Origin of the sequence: Peptacetobacter sp., from assembly GCF_029264495.1 — a bacterium.
Taxonomy (GTDB): Bacteria; Bacillota; Clostridia; order Peptostreptococcales; family Peptostreptococcaceae; genus Peptacetobacter.
The window spans coordinates 1-20421 of record NZ_JARIBH010000022.1; the positions used below are offsets into that span (position 1 = coordinate 1).

17 protein-coding genes are annotated in these 20421 nt (G+C 27.1%); 15 read left to right on the forward strand and 2 right to left on the reverse strand.

Translation table 11 applies throughout. The features are described from left to right. On the reverse strand, positions 1–743 hold a 743-nt coding region (locus tag Q1J78_RS02105), incomplete at its 3' end, for an ABC transporter ATP-binding protein (RefSeq protein WP_300279471.1). Positions 744–786: 43 nt separating this feature from the next. After that, on the reverse strand, positions 787–1617 hold the full coding sequence (locus Q1J78_RS02110; RefSeq protein WP_300279474.1) for an ABC transporter permease: 831 nt from the start codon (positions 1615–1617) through the stop codon (positions 787–789). Positions 1618–2469: 852 nt separating this feature from the next. On the opposite strand from Q1J78_RS02110, the gene Q1J78_RS02115 reads away from it, so the two are divergent. From Q1J78_RS02115 to Q1J78_RS02185, 15 genes are all read left to right on the forward strand, one after another. Continuing rightward, on the forward strand, positions 2470–3975 hold the full coding sequence (locus tag Q1J78_RS02115; RefSeq protein ID WP_300279477.1) for an NAD(P)H-hydrate dehydratase: 1506 nt from the start codon (positions 2470–2472) through the stop codon (positions 3973–3975). Positions 3976–4138: 163 nt separating this feature from the next. Further along, a complete protein-coding gene (locus Q1J78_RS02120) occupies positions 4139–4582 on the forward strand; it encodes an NfeD family protein (protein WP_300279480.1) in 444 nt (147 codons plus the stop codon). 93 nt (positions 4583–4675) lie between these two features. Next, complete coding sequence (locus Q1J78_RS02125; RefSeq protein ID WP_300279483.1) at positions 4676–5680, forward strand: SPFH domain-containing protein; 1005 nt, start codon at positions 4676–4678, stop codon at positions 5678–5680. A 293-nt stretch (positions 5681–5973) separates the two neighbouring features. Beyond that, positions 5974–7479: a 4Fe-4S dicluster domain-containing protein gene (locus tag Q1J78_RS02130; RefSeq protein ID WP_300279486.1), complete on the forward strand. Its 1506-nt coding sequence runs from the start codon at positions 5974–5976 to the stop codon at positions 7477–7479. Between the two features lie 337 nt (positions 7480–7816). Then, entirely contained in the window at positions 7817–9325 is a 1509-nt protein-coding gene (locus tag Q1J78_RS02135) for a DUF1846 domain-containing protein (protein ID WP_300279489.1), read from the forward strand. A 201-nt stretch (positions 9326–9526) separates the two neighbouring features. Continuing rightward, positions 9527–10627, forward strand: coding sequence for a DNA polymerase IV (gene dinB / locus Q1J78_RS02140; protein ID WP_330683183.1), 1101 nt, complete (start codon positions 9527–9529; stop codon positions 10625–10627). Positions 10628–10730: 103 nt separating this feature from the next. Beyond that, the gene (locus Q1J78_RS02145; RefSeq protein WP_300279492.1) at positions 10731–12098 is read left to right on the forward strand and encodes an MATE family efflux transporter; all 1368 of its coding nucleotides are present in this window, start codon (positions 10731–10733) and stop codon (positions 12096–12098) included. Positions 12099–12217: 119 nt separating this feature from the next. After that, the gene (locus Q1J78_RS02150) at positions 12218–13489 is read left to right on the forward strand and encodes a 30S ribosomal protein S1 (protein ID WP_300279495.1); all 1272 of its coding nucleotides are present in this window, start codon (positions 12218–12220) and stop codon (positions 13487–13489) included. Positions 13490–13620: 131 nt separating this feature from the next. Beyond that, the gene (locus Q1J78_RS02155) at positions 13621–14340 is read left to right on the forward strand and encodes a phosphatase (RefSeq protein ID WP_300279498.1); all 720 of its coding nucleotides are present in this window, start codon (positions 13621–13623) and stop codon (positions 14338–14340) included. Positions 14341–14384: 44 nt separating this feature from the next. Beyond that, positions 14385–15125, forward strand: coding sequence for a hypothetical protein (locus Q1J78_RS02160; RefSeq protein ID WP_300279501.1), 741 nt, complete (start codon positions 14385–14387; stop codon positions 15123–15125). 24 nt (positions 15126–15149) lie between these two features. After that, a complete protein-coding gene (locus Q1J78_RS02165; protein WP_300279504.1) occupies positions 15150–15695 on the forward strand; it encodes a PaaI family thioesterase in 546 nt (181 codons plus the stop codon). 11 nt (positions 15696–15706) lie between these two features. Beyond that, positions 15707–17698, forward strand: a complete 1992-nt coding sequence (locus tag Q1J78_RS02170) for a YgiQ family radical SAM protein (RefSeq protein WP_300279507.1) — start codon at positions 15707–15709, stop codon at positions 17696–17698. A gap of 45 nt (positions 17699–17743) precedes the next feature. Next, on the forward strand, positions 17744–18583 hold the full coding sequence (locus Q1J78_RS02175) for a fumarate hydratase (RefSeq protein ID WP_300279510.1): 840 nt from the start codon (positions 17744–17746) through the stop codon (positions 18581–18583). Positions 18584–18596: 13 nt separating this feature from the next. Then, the gene (locus tag Q1J78_RS02180; RefSeq protein WP_300279513.1) at positions 18597–19148 is read left to right on the forward strand and encodes a Fe-S-containing hydro-lyase; all 552 of its coding nucleotides are present in this window, start codon (positions 18597–18599) and stop codon (positions 19146–19148) included. Positions 19149–19236: 88 nt separating this feature from the next. Further along, positions 19237–20415, forward strand: coding sequence for an NAD(P)-dependent malic enzyme (locus Q1J78_RS02185; RefSeq protein WP_300279516.1), 1179 nt, complete (start codon positions 19237–19239; stop codon positions 20413–20415). Positions 20416–20421 lie beyond the last annotated feature (6 nt).

The window sequence follows — 20421 nt, forward strand, 5'->3', positions numbered from 1 at the left end:
TCGAATTTTTCTAGTATATCTTCTACAGTCATTTCTTTTTTCTTTTCGCCATTTATATCCATTACAATTTCTCCTTTATGAAGCATTACAAGGCGGTCACCGTATTCTATAGCATGTTTTAAATTATGAGTAACCATAAGAGTAGTTATATTTTTTTCTCTTACTATTTTATCTGTTAAAGCGATTACTTCATTAGATGTTTTAGGATCTAAAGCAGCAGTATGTTCATCCAATAATAAAACTTTTGGATTAGCAAGACAAGACATTATAAGAGATAGAGATTGTCTTTGTCCACCAGATAAAAATCCTACTTGAGTATTTAAAAATTTTTTTAAATCAAGAGAAATGCCATCTAATAAATTTTCTAAATCTTCATCAGTATGTCTTATACATTTTTTTAAGTTTAATAATTTACCTTTATTTAAAGCTAGAGAAAGATTTTCTCTTACAGTCATAGATGGGCAAGTACCTAAACTTGGATTTTGAAAAACTCTACTGATAACTTGAGTTTTTTTATGCTCAGGTAAATTACTTATATCTGTTCCGTCTAATAAAATTTGTCCAGATGTTTCTTTTAATAAACCAGAAATTATATTTAATAAAGTTGACTTTCCTGTACCATTGCTTCCAACAATACAAACAAATTCGCCATCTGGGATATCTATTGAAAATTTATTTAAGACAGTATTGTCATCACCGCATGGATTTGTAAAAGTTTTAGTTATTTTTTTTAATTGTAGCATTTTAAATCACTCCTTTTAAATTATATTGAAATATAGATAAAAATTACGAATTTTTCTTTAATTTTAAATTACTAACTGCTAAGAAACCAACTATTACAAGAGAACTTATAAGTTTTAAATCTGTAGATAGCATTCCTAAATTCAAAGCAAAGTAGATAGTAAATTGATATATAAAAGCTCCAACAAGGATAGCAGTAGTATTTTTTATAATATGAACTTTTTTAAATATAGTAAGTCCAATAATAATAGATGCTATTCCTAAAACTAAAGTACCTATTCCCATTGTTATATCTGCAAATCCTTGGAATTGAGCCATTAAAGCTCCTGATAGTGCTATTAAAGAATTTGATATCATAAGTCCTAAAATTTTTATATTTCCTATATTTATACCAAGAGATTTGATCATTTGCTCATTATCTCCAACGCCTTTTAAAGTGTATCCAATACCTGTTTTTAAAAATAAATCAAGTAGTATTTTTACTAGAATTACAAATATAAATGCAATTAATATTGGTGGTATGTTTCCTTTAAATAAGTTTGGATATGTGAATAAAGGTATATTTGATTTTCCCATTATTCTAAGATTTATAGAGTAAAGCATACCCATTGTAAGAATACCAGAAAGTAAATTAGATATTTTAAATTTTATATGAAGCAGCCCTGTTATCATACCTGCAATAGCACCACCAACTATAGATAATAAAATACCTACTATTGGATTTAATCCCCAAACTAAAGATGATGCAGAAATAGCAGCTCCCATAGTGTAACTTCCATCAGCTGTCATATCTGGAAAATCTAATATTTTAAAGGTAATGTATACCCCAATAGCCATAATAGCTAAAATTAAACTTTGTGTAATTACTGAAATCATAAAATAAACACTCCTTTTGTTTTAAGATAAATTCATAAATTTGTAAAATAAAAGCCACATAGAATTTACCTATGTGGCCATTATATTTTTGATAATAAAAAAGCCACATAGCATTTATCTATGTGGCTGAGATATTTTATAAAAACTTTACAAAATAAACAATTCAAAACTTAAGCCATCATAGATACAGTCGTAAAATCCTAACGGCCTGTACCTATTCGTTTTGAATCGATACAAACCGATCTAATAGTGGCTATAATAAAATCGTCTTTGTTTATTTACTAAAGTTTTCATAACATATACTCTCCTTATCTTAAAATTTATAATCGTTAAAAAATTTATTTTTGCTATGTCTATTATTCTAACTAAGTAATTTTGAAATGTCAATAAAAAAAATAAAATTTTCTAAAAATTAATTAAATTTGATATTATTAAAAAATAAAGAATACTTTAAAATAGCAGAGCATATAAGTTTAAATCTTAAGTACTAAAAATCTATAATCAGATCTATAATCATTAGGTAAGTTCTGAAGAGTATAAACTTTAGTGACTATTCATCGTGAGGGATATACTTTTATTTTAAATAAATTTTTTAATAAAATATGTTATTATATATCTATAGAAAGTCAGGTGATTATAATGTATTTGAATACGAAATAATAAGTAAAAGTAAAATTATGGACTTAGAATATATATACAATAGTGTCGAACTGAACACGTTAAAATGACAGACTAATATTTATAAAAATTTTAATAAAATAAAAAAATTAAAGTATTGTAAAAATAATTATTTATTATAAAAAATATTTATTTTAAAAATAACTTAAAAATTTTAAAAGGAAGGTGTTTATAATGTTAGTAGGAACTTCTAATCTTACTAAAAATATAGATGAAGCTTGTGTAAATGAACTTGAAATTCCATTAATTGTAATGATGGAAAATGCTGTAAATGCAGCTATGAAAAATCTAGATACAGAAAAAAATTATTCATATACTATAGTATGTGGAACTGGAAATAATGGAGGAGATGGTTTAGGAATAGCTAGAAAACTATCTATATTAGGGAAAAAAGTAGATATTTTTTTAGTTGGGAAAAAAGAAAAATTGACAGAATGTTCCTCAATTAATTTAAAAATTTTAGAAAATATGGGATTAAAACCAGTATTTTTGAATGAAGATAATAAAGAATTACTTATACATTCACTAGAAAAAACAGATTCTTGTGTAGATGCTATTTTTGGAACAGGATTAAAAAGAGATATAGTAGGTGTATTTTACAGTATAATAGAATGTATGAATAAATTTGCAAAAAAAATATATTCTATAGATGTACCATCAGGACTTGATAGTGATAATGGAAAAGTAAAAGGAATATCTGTAAAAGCAGATAGAACGATAAGTTTTGAATTTTTTAAAAGAGGATTTTTAGAATATATAGCAGATAGTTATACAGGAGAGGTTGTTATTGAAGAAATTGGTGTACCAGAGTTTATTAAAAATAAATTTCACAATGGTGAATATATAGTTGATAAAAATGAAATTTATAAATATATAAGACCTAAAGAAAGAAATGCTCATAAAGGAAGTTTTGGAAAAGTTAGTATAATCGCTGGAAGTAAAGGATTTTATGGGGCGGCTAAAATAGCTACAGAATCAGCTGTTAAAACAGGAAGTGGTCTTGTTACATTAATTAGTGATTTTGATGTGCAAGAAAAATTGTGTACTGTTTTAACAGAAGCTATGACAGTTAATTATTCAGAAAAAGAAAGAATAGATAAATTAATAAAAAATAGTAATGCAATAGGAATTGGTCCTGGAATGGGCGATAATAGTAAAACATTAAATATAGTAGAGTATATATTAAATAATGCTAATTGTCCTGTTATTATAGATGCAGATGGAATAAATTGCTTAAAAAATAATAAAGAAATTTTAAAAAACAAAAATATTGAAAAACTTATAACGCCACATCCAGTTGAATTAGCTAGAATAACAGGGTATTCTATTGAATATATAAATAACAATAGAATAGATGCAGCAAAAGAAGCAGCTAGAAGTTTAAAATCAATAATATTATTAAAAGGAAATAGAACTGTTATAACTGATGGATATACAACATATATAAATAGTACTGGAAATAGTGCTATGGCAAATGGTGGAATGGGAGATTGTCTTACAGGAATTATAACTTCACTTGTTGGACAAGGAATATCTTTATTTGATTCAGCTGTAGTGGGAGCATATTTACATGGATATACAGGGGATATAATTGCTAAAGATAAATATACAGTAAATGCAACAGATATTATAGATAAGATTCCGTATATAATGAAAAAATTTGAAAATAAAGAATACTAGAAATAAATATAAAAATAAATAAAATAATAAGATATAAAATAAAGATAAATTCAAATAATAATATTTAAAAATTTTGAAAAATTTGATACTTTTTTGTAAACATTTAATATAAATTATGTAATATAATAAAAAAAATGAATTAAATAAGAGAGGAGGGTTATATATGATATTAGGAATAAACATAAAGTTATTATGGCTAGCAATAGCAGTAATATTTGGTATAGGAGAGTTGTTTACAGCAGGGTTAACGCTGATATGGTTTAGTATTGGAGCATTATTGACTATGTTTTTAACAACATACATAGAGAGTATACCATTACAATTATTAATATTTGGAGTGAGTTCTAGTTTAATGTTATTCATAGTAACAAAAAAATTAGTGAAAAAAGATGAAGAATATGTATCTAATACAAATATAGATGCCCTTATAGGTAAATATGGGATAGTAGAAGAAGAAGTATCAAATATAAAATATGGTATAGTAAATTTAGAAGGAGAAAGATGGACAGCTGTATCAGAAGATGATATTGTAATTAAAAAAGGAGAAAAAGTTAAAGTTTTAAAAATAGACGGAGTTAAATTAGTAGTACAAAGAAGTAATATATAAGTAAATTTAAATTTATTAAAAAAATCAAATTTGAAATATTAAATAAAAATTTGGTTTTAAAATAAAAACTATTTAAATACAAGGAGGTTTATTATGTTAACAGTAGTAAAAACAATTTTAAACATAGTACTTATATTAGTAGTAGTGTTTATAGCATTATCTTGTGTAAAAGTTATAAAACAATCAAAAGTCGGTATAATTATGAGACTTGGTAAATTTAAAAAAGAAGCAAAGACAGGAGTACATTTTTTAGTACCATTTATAGATAAAATGGCATATATTATAGATCTTAGAGAACTAGTTGTAGATTTCCCACCACAGCCTGTTATAACAAAAGATAATGTAACTATGCAGATAGATACAGTAGTTTATTATAAAGTAACAGATCCTGTTAAATATGTATTTGAAATAGCAAATCCTATTTCAGCAATAGAAAATTTAACAGCCACAACATTAAGAAATATAATAGGTGAATTAGATTTAGATGAAACACTTACATCTAGAGATATAATAAATGCAAAAATGAGAACAATTCTAGATGAAGCAACTGATAAATGGGGAATAAAAGTAAATAGAGTAGAGCTTAAAAACATAATGCCACCTCAAGATATACAAGTTGCTATGGAAAAACAGATGAGAGCTGAACGTGAAAGAAGAGAGGCAATACTTCAAGCAGAAGGAAATAAATCTGCATCTATACTTCAAGCAGAAGGAGAAAAACAATCAGCAATACTTAGAGCAGAAGCTAAAAAAGAAGCTATGATTAGAGAGGCAGAAGGTAAAAAACAATCAGCAATATTAGTAGCAGAAGGTGAAGCAGAAGCGATAAAAGAGACAGCTATAGCAAAAGCTACAGGTGAAGCAGAAATGATAAGAAGAAGCCAAGAAGCAACAGCAGAAGGTTTAGCACTTGTATTTAAAGCTATGAAAGAAGCAAATATAGATGAAAATATGCTAGCATTAAAATCTATGGAAGCATTAGAAAAATTAGGTCAAAGCGATTCTGCAAAATTAGTTCTTCCATCTGATGTAGTTGGTCTACTTGGAACATTTAAAGGTATAAAAGAAGTTATGGATGATGCAAAAGAAATAAAATAATAAAAAATATAAAAAAGGATATCCAAAAGGATATTCTTTTTTATTGTATGAATATTTAACAAGAGATTTAAATTTGTAAGAATTTATATTTAAAACTTATAATTTATAAATTTAATTCCATTTTCTTAATCTATTATTATATGATAGGGGAAAATATAGTCAATTAACTTAAAAAAATATAGAAAAAATATACTTTTTTATTAAAAATTTTTAATATTTTGACAAAAAAATATTTTAGATATATTATTATATTGAAATTTATTATTATGATTAAGTAAAAGAGGTGAATAACAGTGCTTCAATTTGAGACTCAGTTAAAACAACTTAAACATGAAGTATTAGTAGAAGTAGTAAAATTAGCAAGAGAAAATAATGTTAAAAAAAAGGAATTGGATAAAATACCTCACAAGATAATAAAAGGTGATAAAGCAAGATATAGATGTTGTGTATATAAGGAAAGAGAAGTTATTGCAGAAAGAGCTAGAATTGCTTTAGATTTAAACCCTAGTGGTGAGAATAAGAAAGTAAATGTAGAAAATATAAATATAAAAAATGATGAGCAAATAATATATGTATTAGAAGCTGCATGTGACAGTTGTCCAATAAATGATTTTACTGTTACAGATCTTTGTAGAGGATGTCTTGCACATAGATGTAAAGAAGCTTGTAAATTTGATGCTATATCTTATATAAATGGAAGAGCATATATAGATCAAGATAAATGTAGAGCGTGTGGAGCATGTAAAAAAGCATGTCAATATGATGCTATATCAGAAATGATTAGACCTTGTAAATCAGTCTGTCCAACTGGAGCTTTAGATATAGATAAAGAAACATCAAAAGCAACTATACATGAAGAAAAATGTGTAAGTTGTGGTGCATGTATGTCTGCCTGTCCATTTGGAGCTATATCAGATAGAAGTTTAATAGCACCAGTAGCTAGATTATTAGAAAAAAAAGAAAAAAATATTTATGCAATAGTTGCACCTGCTATAACAGGACAAGTGCCAAATATAATAACATATGGGCAAATAAGAAATGCTATAAAAACATTAGGTTTTAAAGAAATGTATGAAGCTGCTTGTGGAGCAGATGCTGTTACAGTACATGAAGCGAATGAATTTATAGAAAGAATGGAAGATGGAGATAATATGATGACAAATTCATGTTGTCCAGGATTTCTATCATATATTGAAACTATGTTCCCAGAAATGTCTGATAAAATATCACATACCGTTTCTCCTATGATTGCAACTGGAAGATATATTAAAAATATTGACCCAGAAAGTGTAGTTGTATTTATAGGACCTTGTACAGCAAAAAAACGGGAAGCTGTAAGAAAAGATGTTAAAGGTGCAATAGATTATGTTCTTACTTTTGAAGAAATGATGGCATTATTTGAAGGATTTGGAATAGAGTTAGCTAAATGTCAAAATGAAGAAAAAGATGGAGCATCTATATTTGGAAGAGGATTTGGTGCTTCAGGTGGTTTAACAAAAGCTATTGAAAATTATATTGCAGATAAAGGTGTAAATGTAGATTTTAAACCAGTAAAAGTTTCAGGTGGAAAAGAAGCAAAAAAAGTGTTAACTCTTTCAAAAGTAAATAAATATAGTGGCAATTTTATAGAAGGAATGATGTGCGAAGGTGGTTGTATAAATGGAGCTGGTAAATTTGTATCTATGACAAAAGCAAAAACTCCATTTGACAAAAAGAATTCGCAATCTAAAATAAAAACTGTTCTTTCAAATGAAATGCTTTCAGAATATGAAAAACTTGACTTAGAAAGAAATTTATAAAATTAAATTAAAATTTTAAAAAGTATTTTACTAATTGTAGAATACTTTTTTTATAAAATTAATAGTAAAATAAACAAATAAATAAGTTATTTTACTAAGTTAAAAGTATTTGAAAAAAATAAAAATAAAATTATTAGATAAAAAAATATTATAGAAAAATATTATAATAATAAGATAGAAAACAATATCCGAAGACTATGAAAAAGCTATATTATATATGTAAAGTATTTATAAATAACAAATGATTATTGAAATGTAAATTTTTAAATTGTATAATATAAACTTGAGTAGAAATGTACGAACTAAAAATCTAACTGAAAAGATAGGGGTGCTTTAAATGAAAATAGGATTTGACCATGAGAAATATTTAAAAGAACAATCTAAATATATATTAGAGAGAGTTAATAATTTTGACAAATTATATCTTGAATTTGGAGGAAAATTAATTGCAGATTTACATGCAAAAAGAGTTCTTCCAGGATTTGATGAAAATGCAAAAATAAAAGTTTTAAGCTATATGAAAGAATCAGTAGAAGTAGTTATATGTGTTTATGCTGGAGATATAGAAAGAAATAAAGTAAGAGGAGACTTTGGTACAACTTATGATATGGAAGTTCTTCGATTAATAGATGATTTAAGATCATATGATTTAGATGTAAATAGCGTTGTAATAACAAGATACGAAGGACAGCCAGCTACAACAGTATTTATAAATAAATTAGAAAAAAGAGGAATTAAAGTTTATAAACATGCACCTACAAAAGGGTATCCTTCAGATGTTGATACAATAGTAAGCGAAGAAGGATTTGGTGCTAATCCATATATAGAAACTACAAAGCCAATAGTTGTTATGACAGCACCAGGTCCAAATAGTGGAAAACTAGGTACTTGTTTAAGTCAGTTATATCATGAAAATAAAAGAGGAAATGAAGTCGGATATTCAAAATTTGAAACTTTCCCTGTTTGGAATGTTCCACTAAAACACCCGTTAAATATAGCATATGAAGCTGCAACTGTAGATTTAAAAGATGTTAATATGATAGATTCATTCCATCTTGAAAAATATGGAGAAATGTCTGTAAACTATAACAGAGATTTAGAGTTATTCCCAGTATTAAAAAAAATAATAGAAAAAATAACAGGAAAAGAATCTATGTTCCAATCACCAACAGACATGGGTGTTAATAGAGTAGGATTCGGAATAGTAGATGATGAAGTAGTAAGAGAAGCATCTATAGAAGAAATAATAAGAAGATATTTCAATACTGCTTGTGATTATAAAAAAGGACAAGTAGATAAAGCTGCTTTACAGAGAATGAAATTTATAATGGAAGAATTAGATTTAAAACCAGAAGATAGAAAAGTTGTAAATCCTGCTAGAGAATATAGTAGAGTATTAAAAGAAAAATCAGATGATAAAAATGATATGTGTCCAGTTATGGCTATAGAACTAGAAGATGGTACAATTCTTACAGGAAAAGGGTCAGAACTTATGAATGCATCAGCAGCATTAATACTTAATGCAATAAAATCATTAGGAAATATACCTGATGAAATGCATTTAATATCAAGAACAATACTAGATCCAATAGTAGAATTAAAATCAAAAATATTATCAAGTAAAAACAATGCTCTTAGTTGTCAAGAAGTTTTAGAAGCATTAAGTATTTGTGCAGTAACAAATCCAAGTGCATCATATGCTCTTGAAAAACTTTCTGAACTAAAAGGATGCCAGGCCCATTCAACAGTTATGATGACTAAAGATGATGAGCAAACGCTTAAAAAAATAGGTATAGATGTAACTTGTGATCCAGAATTTGCATCACAGAATTTATATTATATATAAAAATAGATTAATAAAAGAGTCTCTTTAAGAGGCTCTTTTTTATATTAAAGTCTATATTTGTGTTTGCTTTTATAATTATAAATAATTCGATTTCAATGAAATAAAACATAAAAATCAAATATCGAACAGATGTACTTTTAATAAGATAAATATTATGATATATTTTAATATGTAAATTTATAGATAATATAGGTGAGAATTATGAAAAATAGGAAAATTATTCATATAGATATGGATGCTTTTTATGCATCTATTGAACAAAGAGATAATCCAAAATTAAAAGGAAAACCCTTAATAGTAGGAGGTTCCCCTAAAGGAAGAGGAGTAGTATCCACCTGTTCATATGAGGCTAGAAAATATGGTATACATTCTGCTATGTCTTGTAAGGAAGCATATATAAGATGTCCATATGCTATATTTGTGCAACCTAGATTTTATATATATAAAAAAGAATCAGAAAAGATAAGAGAAATATTTTATAGATATACTGATTTAGTAGAACCATTATCATTAGATGAAGCATATTTAGATGTTACAATTAATAAAAAAGGAATAAAAAGTGCAACCATTATAGCGAAAATGATTAAAGAAGATATAAAAAATGAAATAAATATAACAGCTTCAGCGGGAGTATCATACAATAAGTTTATTGCAAAATTAGCTTCAGATTATAGAAAGCCAAATGGGTTAACTGTCATAACAGAAAAAGAATCACAAAAATTTTTAGATGCTTTGCCAGTAAAAAAATTTTTTGGAGTTGGGAAAGTTACAGAAAAACACTTAATAAATAATGGGATAAAAAATGGGTATGATCTTAGAAATACAAGTTTGGATAAATTGGAAAAAATATTTAAAAATAGAGGTCTTGAACTGTATAATTTTGCAAGAGGAATAGATAATAGAGAAGTAAATCCTAGTAGAATAAGAAAATCTATAGGTGCTGAAATGACATTATTGGAAAATAAATTTATAGATGATGCAGAAACGGTAATTATTTTAGATGATTTATGTGAAGAAGTGTGCAATAGAATGCAGAAAGAAGAAAAATATGCAAAAACAATAACTTTAAAAATAAAGTTTGAAGATTTTAAAACTATAACAAGAAGTATTAGTGTTAAAGAATATATAAAAAATTATGAAGAAATACGATTTTATACAGATGAACTATTAAAACATATAGGTAAAATAGATAAACAGATAAGATTATTCGGAGTATCAATATCTAATTTGGAAAATAAAGATAATATAATTAAAGAAATAACTTTATTTGATTATGTTAATTCAAAAGATTACGTACTTTAATATTATTTTATAATATGTTATCATATACTGTACATTGTTTTAGTGTATAATAAAATATTTTCTGATTAATTAAATTTATATTATGTAGTAAGGAGAAAATGGAATGACAAACAAAAGTAGTCAAAATGAATTGGAGACAGGTAGCGTTGGTAAGTTATTATTCAAGCTAGCTACACCTGCAATAGTAGCTCAACTTGTTAATGTTTTATACAATATAGTTGACAGAATGTTTATAGGAAGAATGGAAAATGGAGCAGTAGCAATGGCTGGTGTTGGACTTTCATTTCCTATAATAACACTAATAAGTGCATTTTCAGCACTTATAGGTATGGGTGGAGGCCCATTAGCAGCAATAAAAATGGGAGAAAAAGATAATGATGGAGCTGAAAAGATAATAGGTAATGCAGTTGCAGCTTTAATTATTTTATCGATAGTTATAACTATTGGATTCCAAATTTATAAAGAAGAAATTTTATGGTTATTTGGAGCAAGTAATAATACTATAACTTATGCAGTAGATTATATGAGAATATATTTAGCAGGAACAATATTTGTTATGATTGCATTAGGGTTAAATCCATTTATAACAACTCAAGGATTTGCAAAAATAGGAATGATAACTGTAACAATTGGTGCTGTTTTAAATATAGTGCTTGACCCTATATTTATATTTGGGTTGAACATGGGAGTAAAAGGTGCAGCTTTAGCCACTATAATATCTCAAGGGGTTTCTGCTATATGGGTATTAAAATTCCTTTCAGGTAAGAATACAATATTAAAAATAAGACTTAAAAATATAAGAATAAATTCAAATATTTTAGGAAAAATGATGGGATTAGGAGTGTCACCATTTATAATGCAGTCTACAGAAAGTTTAGTTTTAATTTCGTTAAATACTAAATTGCGGATGTATGGAGGAGATATAGCAGTAACTGCTATGACTGTTATGAGTAGTATTATGCAGATGATAACACTACCAATTATAGGAATAACACAAGGTGCACAGCCGATAACATCGTATAATTATGGTGCTAGAAATTTTGATAGAGTAAAAAAATCATTTAAATTATGTTTAATAAGCTGTGTGACATTTACGGTAATAGCAACATCTGCTTGTCTAGCATTTCCAGCAATATTTGTAAAAATATTTAATAATAATTCAGAATTGATTCAATTTACAAGTTGGGCTATGAGAATATACTTTGTAGGGATGTTATTCTTTGGTGTGCAGATAGCTTGTCAGCAGACATTCTTAGCACTTGGAAAAGCGAAAATATCTTTAATACTTGCAATGCTTAGAAAAATAATTTTATTAATACCTCTTATATTTATACTTCCTATGTTCATGGAAAATAAATTATTTGCAGTATTATTAGCAGAACCAGTAGCAGATATATTGGCAATTATGTCTACAGCAATATGCTTCTATATATTCTATCAAAAAACATTAAATATAGAGCAAGATAAATAAATGACAACTACTAAAAAAATAAATATAAAAAATACTATTTAAAAGTAGGAGAATACTATAAAAAAATGGTATAATTATATAATAGCAATTATTAAAAAATATTGAAAGGAAGTTTCAAGATGGAAGAATTAAATATGCAAGAGCTGCTTGATTTACAAGCAAAAGAAATGGAAAAAATAAAAGAAGGAAGTACTATAACTGGGAAAGTAATAGCAATAGATACAGAAGAAATAAAATTAGAATTAGAAGATTGTGCAGGTTTTGAAGGAATAATACCAGTATCAGAATTAAATTTAGAAAAAGGTAAATATGCTAGTGATGTTTATAAAATAGGTGATGAAATAACAGGTGTAATAATAAGCAAAAGAATAAAAGATACAACTGTTCAGATATCAAAATTAAAAGCTGATAAAGAAGCTGATTATGCTGAATTAAAAAGAGCTTTTGAAAATAATGAAATACTTTCATTAGTGGGTGTAAAAGCAATAGATAGAGGTGTATTTGCTGCATATAAAACTCAAGAATTATTTATACCAATATCACAGCTTGATACAAAATTTATTCAAGATACTAAAGAATATGTAGGAAAAACATTAGAAGTTTATATAAAAGAACTTGATAAAAAAAGAAATAGAGCAGTTGCGTCTAGAAGAGAAGTTCTTCAAGAAAGATTAGATAAAGAAAGAGCAGAAAGAAACGCAAGAATAAAAGCGGAAAGAGAAGAAAGATATGCAAGAATAAAAGCAGAAAGAGAAGCAGAAAAAGCGAGAATAAAAGCAGAAAAAGAAGCTATGTTTGATTCTTTAGAAGTAGGTCAGAAAAAAGAAGGAAAAGTAACAAAAATAATGCAGTATGGAGCATTTGTAGATATCGGTGGAATAGAAGGATTAGTTCATAAAAACAATCTTTCTTGGGAAAGAGTAGAAAACGTAGAGGATTTTGTTAAAGAAGGTCAAGAAGTAGAAGTTTATGTTCTAAATATAGATGAAGAAAATAGAAAATTTGCTTTAGCTTTAAAAGACATAAATAATGATCCTTGGAAAATAGCTTCTGAAGAATTAGCAGTAGGAGATATAATAACTGTTAAAGTTCTAAGAATAATTGATAAAGGTGCTTTTGTAAAAGTAAGAGATGCTGTTGAAGCTTATCTACCAATAAGCGAACTTAGTGAAGATAGAGTTCTTAAAGTTCAAAATGTAGTTAATGAAGGTGATGAAGTAAAAGTAAAAATAATTGAATTTAGCTACAAAAACAGAAGAATGAAAGTTTCTAAAGTTGAAGCTGAAAGAGAACCAGAAGAAGATATAAGTGAATATCTTGAAGTTGAAGATTCATTAGGTAGCCTTGGAGAATTATTCAAAGATAAATTCAAAAATATAGATGCTGAATAGGGTTAAAATAAACTCAAGATATTTCAAATTAAAATTAAATCATATGTAGAAATACTACATTTGAAGTAAAAACAAGGCTGCTTTACATTCCTGTAGGAATAGGCAGCCTTCTTTAATAGGAGGGGATAGATATGAAAAAAGCTTTAATAGATTTACACGTTCATACTAATTTTGCAGGACATGCATATAGTACAGTTAAAGAAAATATTGATACTGCAAATTTAGTAGGTTTAAAATATTTAGGAATATCAGAACATGGAGTAAAAATGCCAGGTGGACCTCATGAATTTTTCTTCCATAATCTAAAAGTAATACCTAGAATAGTAGGAGATGTAAAAATATTAAGAGGAATGGAAGCAAACATTCTGAATTTTGATGGGAAAACAGATTTAGATGAAGACACATCAAAAAAATTGGATTATGCAATAGCAAGTCTTCATAATCCTTGTATTGCACCAGGAACAAAAGAAGAAAATACAAGAGCTCTTTTAAAAGTAATGGACAATCCAAAGGTAAAAATAATAGGTCATCCTGATGATAATAGATATGAGATAGATTATGAAATGGTTGTGAAAAAAGCAGCTGAGAAAAATATATTACTAGAAGTTAACAACTCTTCATTAAATCCAAATAGCTCTAGAAAAGGTGCAGAAGAGAATTACATAAAAATGTTTGAATACTGTAAAAAATATAATGCAAGAGTTATATTTGGATCAGATTCTCACATATGTTATTCAATAGGAAATTTTGAAAATTGTGAAAAACTAATAAAAAAAGCTGATTTTCCAGAAAGATTAGTTATAAATTATTGGGAAGAAGAAATAGTAAAATTTTTTAATATAGAATTTTAAAGTTGTTATTGTAAAGAAATAATAATAAAAGCGAGAGTGAAATAATGCTTGAAAAAATTTTGAATAGGATAGGAAAAGAAAAAGTTTTTTCTATGATTGTAGTGATATCTACAATGCTAAATATATTTTTTGTTAGTAAAGAATATATTATGTATGAATCGTTTTCTATAGATAATAAAATGTATAGATATATAGGAACTGAAGATAGTACATCTAGGTTTAAATGTGAAGATGGAACATTTTATGAATTAACAGAAACAAGAAAAGTTATAGATGATTTAAATGATGATGAAGTATATTTAACGGGAAGATACAATAGTGATTATCAACTAAAAAAGAATGATAATCAAGTTGCAAAATACATAAGTACAAATGACTATAAAAATACAGTAGTTATGAAATTATTTAATGGTAAAAAATTTGTAATGAATGATAAAATACATAGTGAAATATTAAAATCTGCGGTATCAATATCAAAAGAAAATGGAGAATTAGAATATAATTTTAAATATGATAAAAAAGTTCCATTTGAATATAGATTTATTGAATCTGCTATAATGTATCATTCTAGAGAAATGGGTATAATGAATTTTAAAGAAATGATAATAATACCATTTATTATGACTATTTTAGGGGCACTACTTTTTGTATATCCTGAAGAGATTTTTAAACTGAAAAAGAGATTTAGTGATGGAATTTTAGAATATACTATAGTATTTATTATAAGAGCAATAGGAGTGATATTAATTGCTATGAGTATTTCTATCCATATGATTAAATTTTAAATAAATATAAAAATGAATTTGGAGATGAGTTTGTTGAAATATAAAGTATTGAAAAAACAAAATATAGGTAGACAATGTATAGTTTGTGGAAATGAAAATAATCTTGGGCTAAAATCTGATTTTTATGAATTAGAAACAGGTGAATTATTATGTGTTTGTAATACAAAAGAATATCATCAAAGTTATCCTGGAAGAGTACATGGTGGAATATCAGCAGCTATACTAGATGAAACTATAGGTAGAGCAGTTAGTATAGGAAATGAAGAAGTATGGGGAGTAACAGTATCTTTAGAAATAAAATATAAAAAACCAGTTCCAACAGATGCAAAAATATATGCTATAGGAAGAATAGATAGTGAAAATAGAAGGTTATTTGAAGGTAGTGGAGAAATAATATTAGAAAATGGAGAAATTGCCGCTACAGCACATGGAAAATATATGAAAATGGATATTAATAAAATAGCAGAAGGAGATTTTTTCAACGAAAAAGAATGGTTTGAAAATCCAGATGATGTAGAAGAAATTGAAATTCCAGATGTAAAAATAAAGAAAAAAAATGATAAAAAATAGGAGGTGATTTAGTGGAAAATAAATTTTTACCGATATGTAAAGAGGATATGGTAGAAAGAGGTTGGGAAGAGGTAGATTTTGCACTTGTTACAGGAGATGCATATGTAGATCATCATAGTTTTGGTACAGCAATAATATCTAGAGTATTAGAGGATGCTGGATATAAAATTGGGATAATATCTCAACCAAATTGGAAAAGTAATGAGGACTTTATGAAATTTGGTAAACCTAGATTAGGATTTTTAGTAAATTCAGGAAATATGGATTCTATGGTAAATCATTATTCAGTAAGTAAAAGGAGAAGAGATAAAGATTTATATTCTCCAGGAGGTCAAATGGGCAAAAGACCAGATAGAGCAGTGATAGTATACTGCAACAAAATAAGAGAAATATATGGTGATATACCAATTGTAATCGGTGGTATAGAAGCTAGTTTAAGAAGATTTTCACATTATGATTATTGGAATGATAGAGTGAGAAATTCTATATTAGTAGATAGTGGTGCTGATTTATTAGTATATGGAATGAGCGAAAAACAAATAGTTGAAGTTGCTGATGCTTTAAATGATGGATTTGACCCTAAATACATAAGACATATAAACGGAACTTGTTATCTAGCAGATTCAATAGATGAGGTATATGGAGATTATATAGTAATTCCTTCACATGAGGAGACAGTTTCAGATAAAAGAAAATATGCAGAAGCATTTAAAGTCCAATACGAAGAACAAGATCCAATAAGAGGTAAAATAATAGTACAACAACATGGAGATAAGTATCTAGTTCAAAATATACCAGAAAGACCTTTAACTAGAGAAGAATTAGATAAAGTATATGCACTACCATATCAAAAAGATTATCATCCTATATATAAAAAGGATGGAGGAATACCAGCTATAAATGAAGTTAAATTCAGTATTGTAAGTAACAGAGGTTGTTTTGGAAGCTGTTCTTTCTGTGCAATAACATTCCATCAAGGAAGGATGATTCAAAGTAGAAGTAAAGAATCGATAATAAATGAAGCAAAAGAAATGACAAAAATGCCTGATTTTAAAGGATATATACATGATGTTGGAGGTCCTACTGCTGATTTTAGAGAACCAGCTTGTAAGAAACAATTAAAACACGGGACTTGTAAAAATAGACAATGTCTGTATCCATCTCCTTGTAAAAATCTTAATTCTGACCACAGTGATTATATAGATTTACTAAGAAAAGTAAGGAGTATAGAAGGAGTAAAAAAAGTATTTGTAAGATCTGGTATAAGATATGATTTTGTAATGGCAGAAAAAAATGATAAATTTTTAAATGAACTTATAAAACATCATGTAAGTGGACAATTAAAAGTTGCACCTGAACACGTATCAGAAAGAGTACTAGATTATATGCAAAAACCAGCAGGAAAAACATATAATAATTTTAGAAAAAAATTCTTTGATATAAATGAAAAACTGGGATTAAAGCAATATTTAATACCATATTTAATGTCTAGTCATCCAGGATGTGAATTAGATGATGCTATAGAATTAGCAGAATTTTTAAGAGATACACATTATCAACCAGAGCAAGTACAAGATTTTTATCCAACTCCGGGAACACTATCAACAGCGATGTTTTATACAGGATTAAATCCAATAGATATGAAACCAGTATATATACCAAAAGATAGACATGAAAAAGCAATGCAAAGAGCTTTACTACAATTTTCAAATCCTAAAAATTATGATTTAGTACATGAAGCACTTGTAAAATCGAATAGAGAAGATTTAATTGGATATGGAAAAAATTGTCTTATAAAACCAAGAAAAGGTGATTGGAGCTATGAAGAAAAAGAAACTTCAAAATCAAGAAGTAATAACAGAAAAAATAGTTCTAGGAATGCTAATAAATCAGTCCAAACAAGAGGGAAAAAACAAAGAGGAAAATCGTCTAAAAGTAAAGAAAACAATACTAATAACAGAAAAGCCAATAATAATTTAAAAAGAAAGAAAAAAAGAAAGTAAAAAATTTATTTAGTTAAGATTTTAGTTTTCTTAAAGGGGATAAATATGAGAAAAATAGATTCAAAATTAATAACAGATATAGTAAAAAATATGTGTATTGAGGCTAATATATTTTTAGGTGATGATATAAAAAAATGTATTAAAGAAAATATAGAAATAGAAAAAAATAATATAGGAAAAGATATTTTAAAGATATTACTAGAAAATACTGAAAAAGCTGAAGAAAAAAATATTCCGATATGCCAAGATACTGGAATGGCGGTATTTTTTGTGAATGTAGGGCAAGATGTAATAATAGAAGGTGATACACTAACAGAAGCTATAAATAAAGGAGTATCTAAAGGATATACAGAAGGTTTCTTGAGAAAATCAGTAGTTTCACCTATAGATAGAATAAATACAAATGATAATACTCCAGCTATAATACATTATGATTTTATAAAAGGAGATAAAATAGAAATAGAATTTGCTGCAAAAGGTTTTGGTAGTGAAAATATGAGTGCTTTAAAGATGTTAAAGCCATCAGATGGTATAGAAGGAATAAAAAACTTTATAATAGAAACAGTTTCAAATGCAGGACCTAATCCTTGTCCACCAACAATAATAGGAGTTGGTATAGGGGGTACTATGGAAAAATGTTGTGAAATAGCAAAGCATGCTCTATGTAGGGAATTAGGAGTACATAACAAAGATAAAAAAATAGCTCAATTAGAAAAAGAATTGTTATCAGAAATAAATAAACTCGGAATAGGTCCTCAAGGGTTTGGAGGAAGTACAACATCTTTAGGCATAAATATAGAAACATTTCCAACACACATAGCAGGATTACCAGTTGCAGTAAATATAAATTGTCATGCGTCTAGACATAAAAAGGTAATAATATAAGGGGAAGATATTTATGAAAAAATTAATATTACCAATAGTAGAAATAGAAGACATTTTGAATCTGAAAGCAGGAGAAATAGTACAATTAAGCGGTATTATTTATACAGGTAGAGATGCAGCACATAAAAGATTTATAGATTCAATAGAAAAAGGTATTGACTTACCATTTAATATAGATGGTCAAGGAATTTATTATGTTGGACCAACACCATCTAAACCTGGAGAAATAATAGGTTCTGCAGGACCAACAACAAGTTATAGAATGGATGATCTAACAATACCATTACTTGAAAAAGGACTTAAAGTAATGATAGGAAAAGGAAAAAGATCAGAAAAAGTAATAGCAGGAATGAAAGAATTTGGAGCAGTATACTTAGCTGCAATAGGTGGAGCAGGAGCATATATATCAGATGCTATAAAAGAATGTGATATAATAGCTTATGAAGATTTAGGAGCAGAAGCGGTAAGAAGATTAAGAGTTGAAAATTTAAAGCTAACTGTTGCTATTGATTCTAAAGGGAATAATATATATGAAAGTGGAAGAAAACAGTTTGAAGAAAAATAATTTTTAAAAAAATTCAATAAAGAATTAAAATAAACAAAAATATTTATCGATAAATAAAATTATAAAACCTATGAAAGAGAGAAAAAATATGAAAAAAGATTATTCTACATTAGCACTAGAGTTACATGAAAAAAATAAAGGAAAAGTACAAATGGCGAGCAAAATAGATGTAAAAGATAGAGATGATTTGTCTATAGCTTATACACCGGGGGTTGCTGCACCATGTATGAAAATATACGAAAATCCTGAAGATGTATATAAATATACATTAAAGGGAAATATGGTTGCAATTGTAAGTGATGGAAGTGCAGTTTTGGGATTAGGAGATATAGGAGCAAGTGCTGGTATACCTGTTATGGAAGGAAAGGCAATATTGTTCAAAGAATTTGCAGGAGTAGAAGCATTTCCAATATGTCTAGATACTAATGATGTAGATGATATAGTAAAAACAATCAAAAATATATCTCCTGTATTTGGTGGTATAAATTTAGAAGATATATCTGCACCTAGATGCTTTGAAATAGAAAGAAGACTAAAAGAAGAACTTGATATACCCGTATTTCATGATGATCAGCATGGAACAGCTATAGTTGTATCAGCAGCTATTATAAATTCAGCAAAATTAATGAAATATAAAAATATAGAAGATCTCGAAGTTGTTATAAATGGTGCTGGTTCTGCTGGGATAGCAATTGCAAAAATGCTTTTAAATATGAATGTAAAAAATATAATACTTTGCGATAAATTTGGTGCGATAACAGAAGATTATGATGGAATAAACGAAGAACAATTAAAAATGGCAAAACTTACAAATAAAAACAAAGAAAAAGGATTGTTACAAGATGTTATAAAAGGGAAAGATGTCTTTATAGGAGTTTCAAGACCAGGAATGCTTACTAAAGAAATGGTAAAAACTATGGGAAAAGAACCTATTATAATGGCTATGGCAAATCCTACACCAGAAATAATGCCTGATGAAGCAAAAGATGGAGGAGCTTTTATAGTAGGAACAGGAAGATCAGATTTTGCCAATCAAATAAATAATGTATTAGCATTTCCAGGTATATTTAGAGGTGCGTTAGATTCAAAAGCTAAAGATATAAATGAAGAAATGAAAGTTGCAGCAGCCTATGCAATTGCAAATACAGTATCAGAAAATGATTTAAATACAGAGTATATTCTTCCTATGGCTTTTGATAAAAATGTTGTGAAAAATGTTGCAAAAGCAGTAAAACAAGCTGCAATTGAAACAAATGTAATAAGATAAATTTTA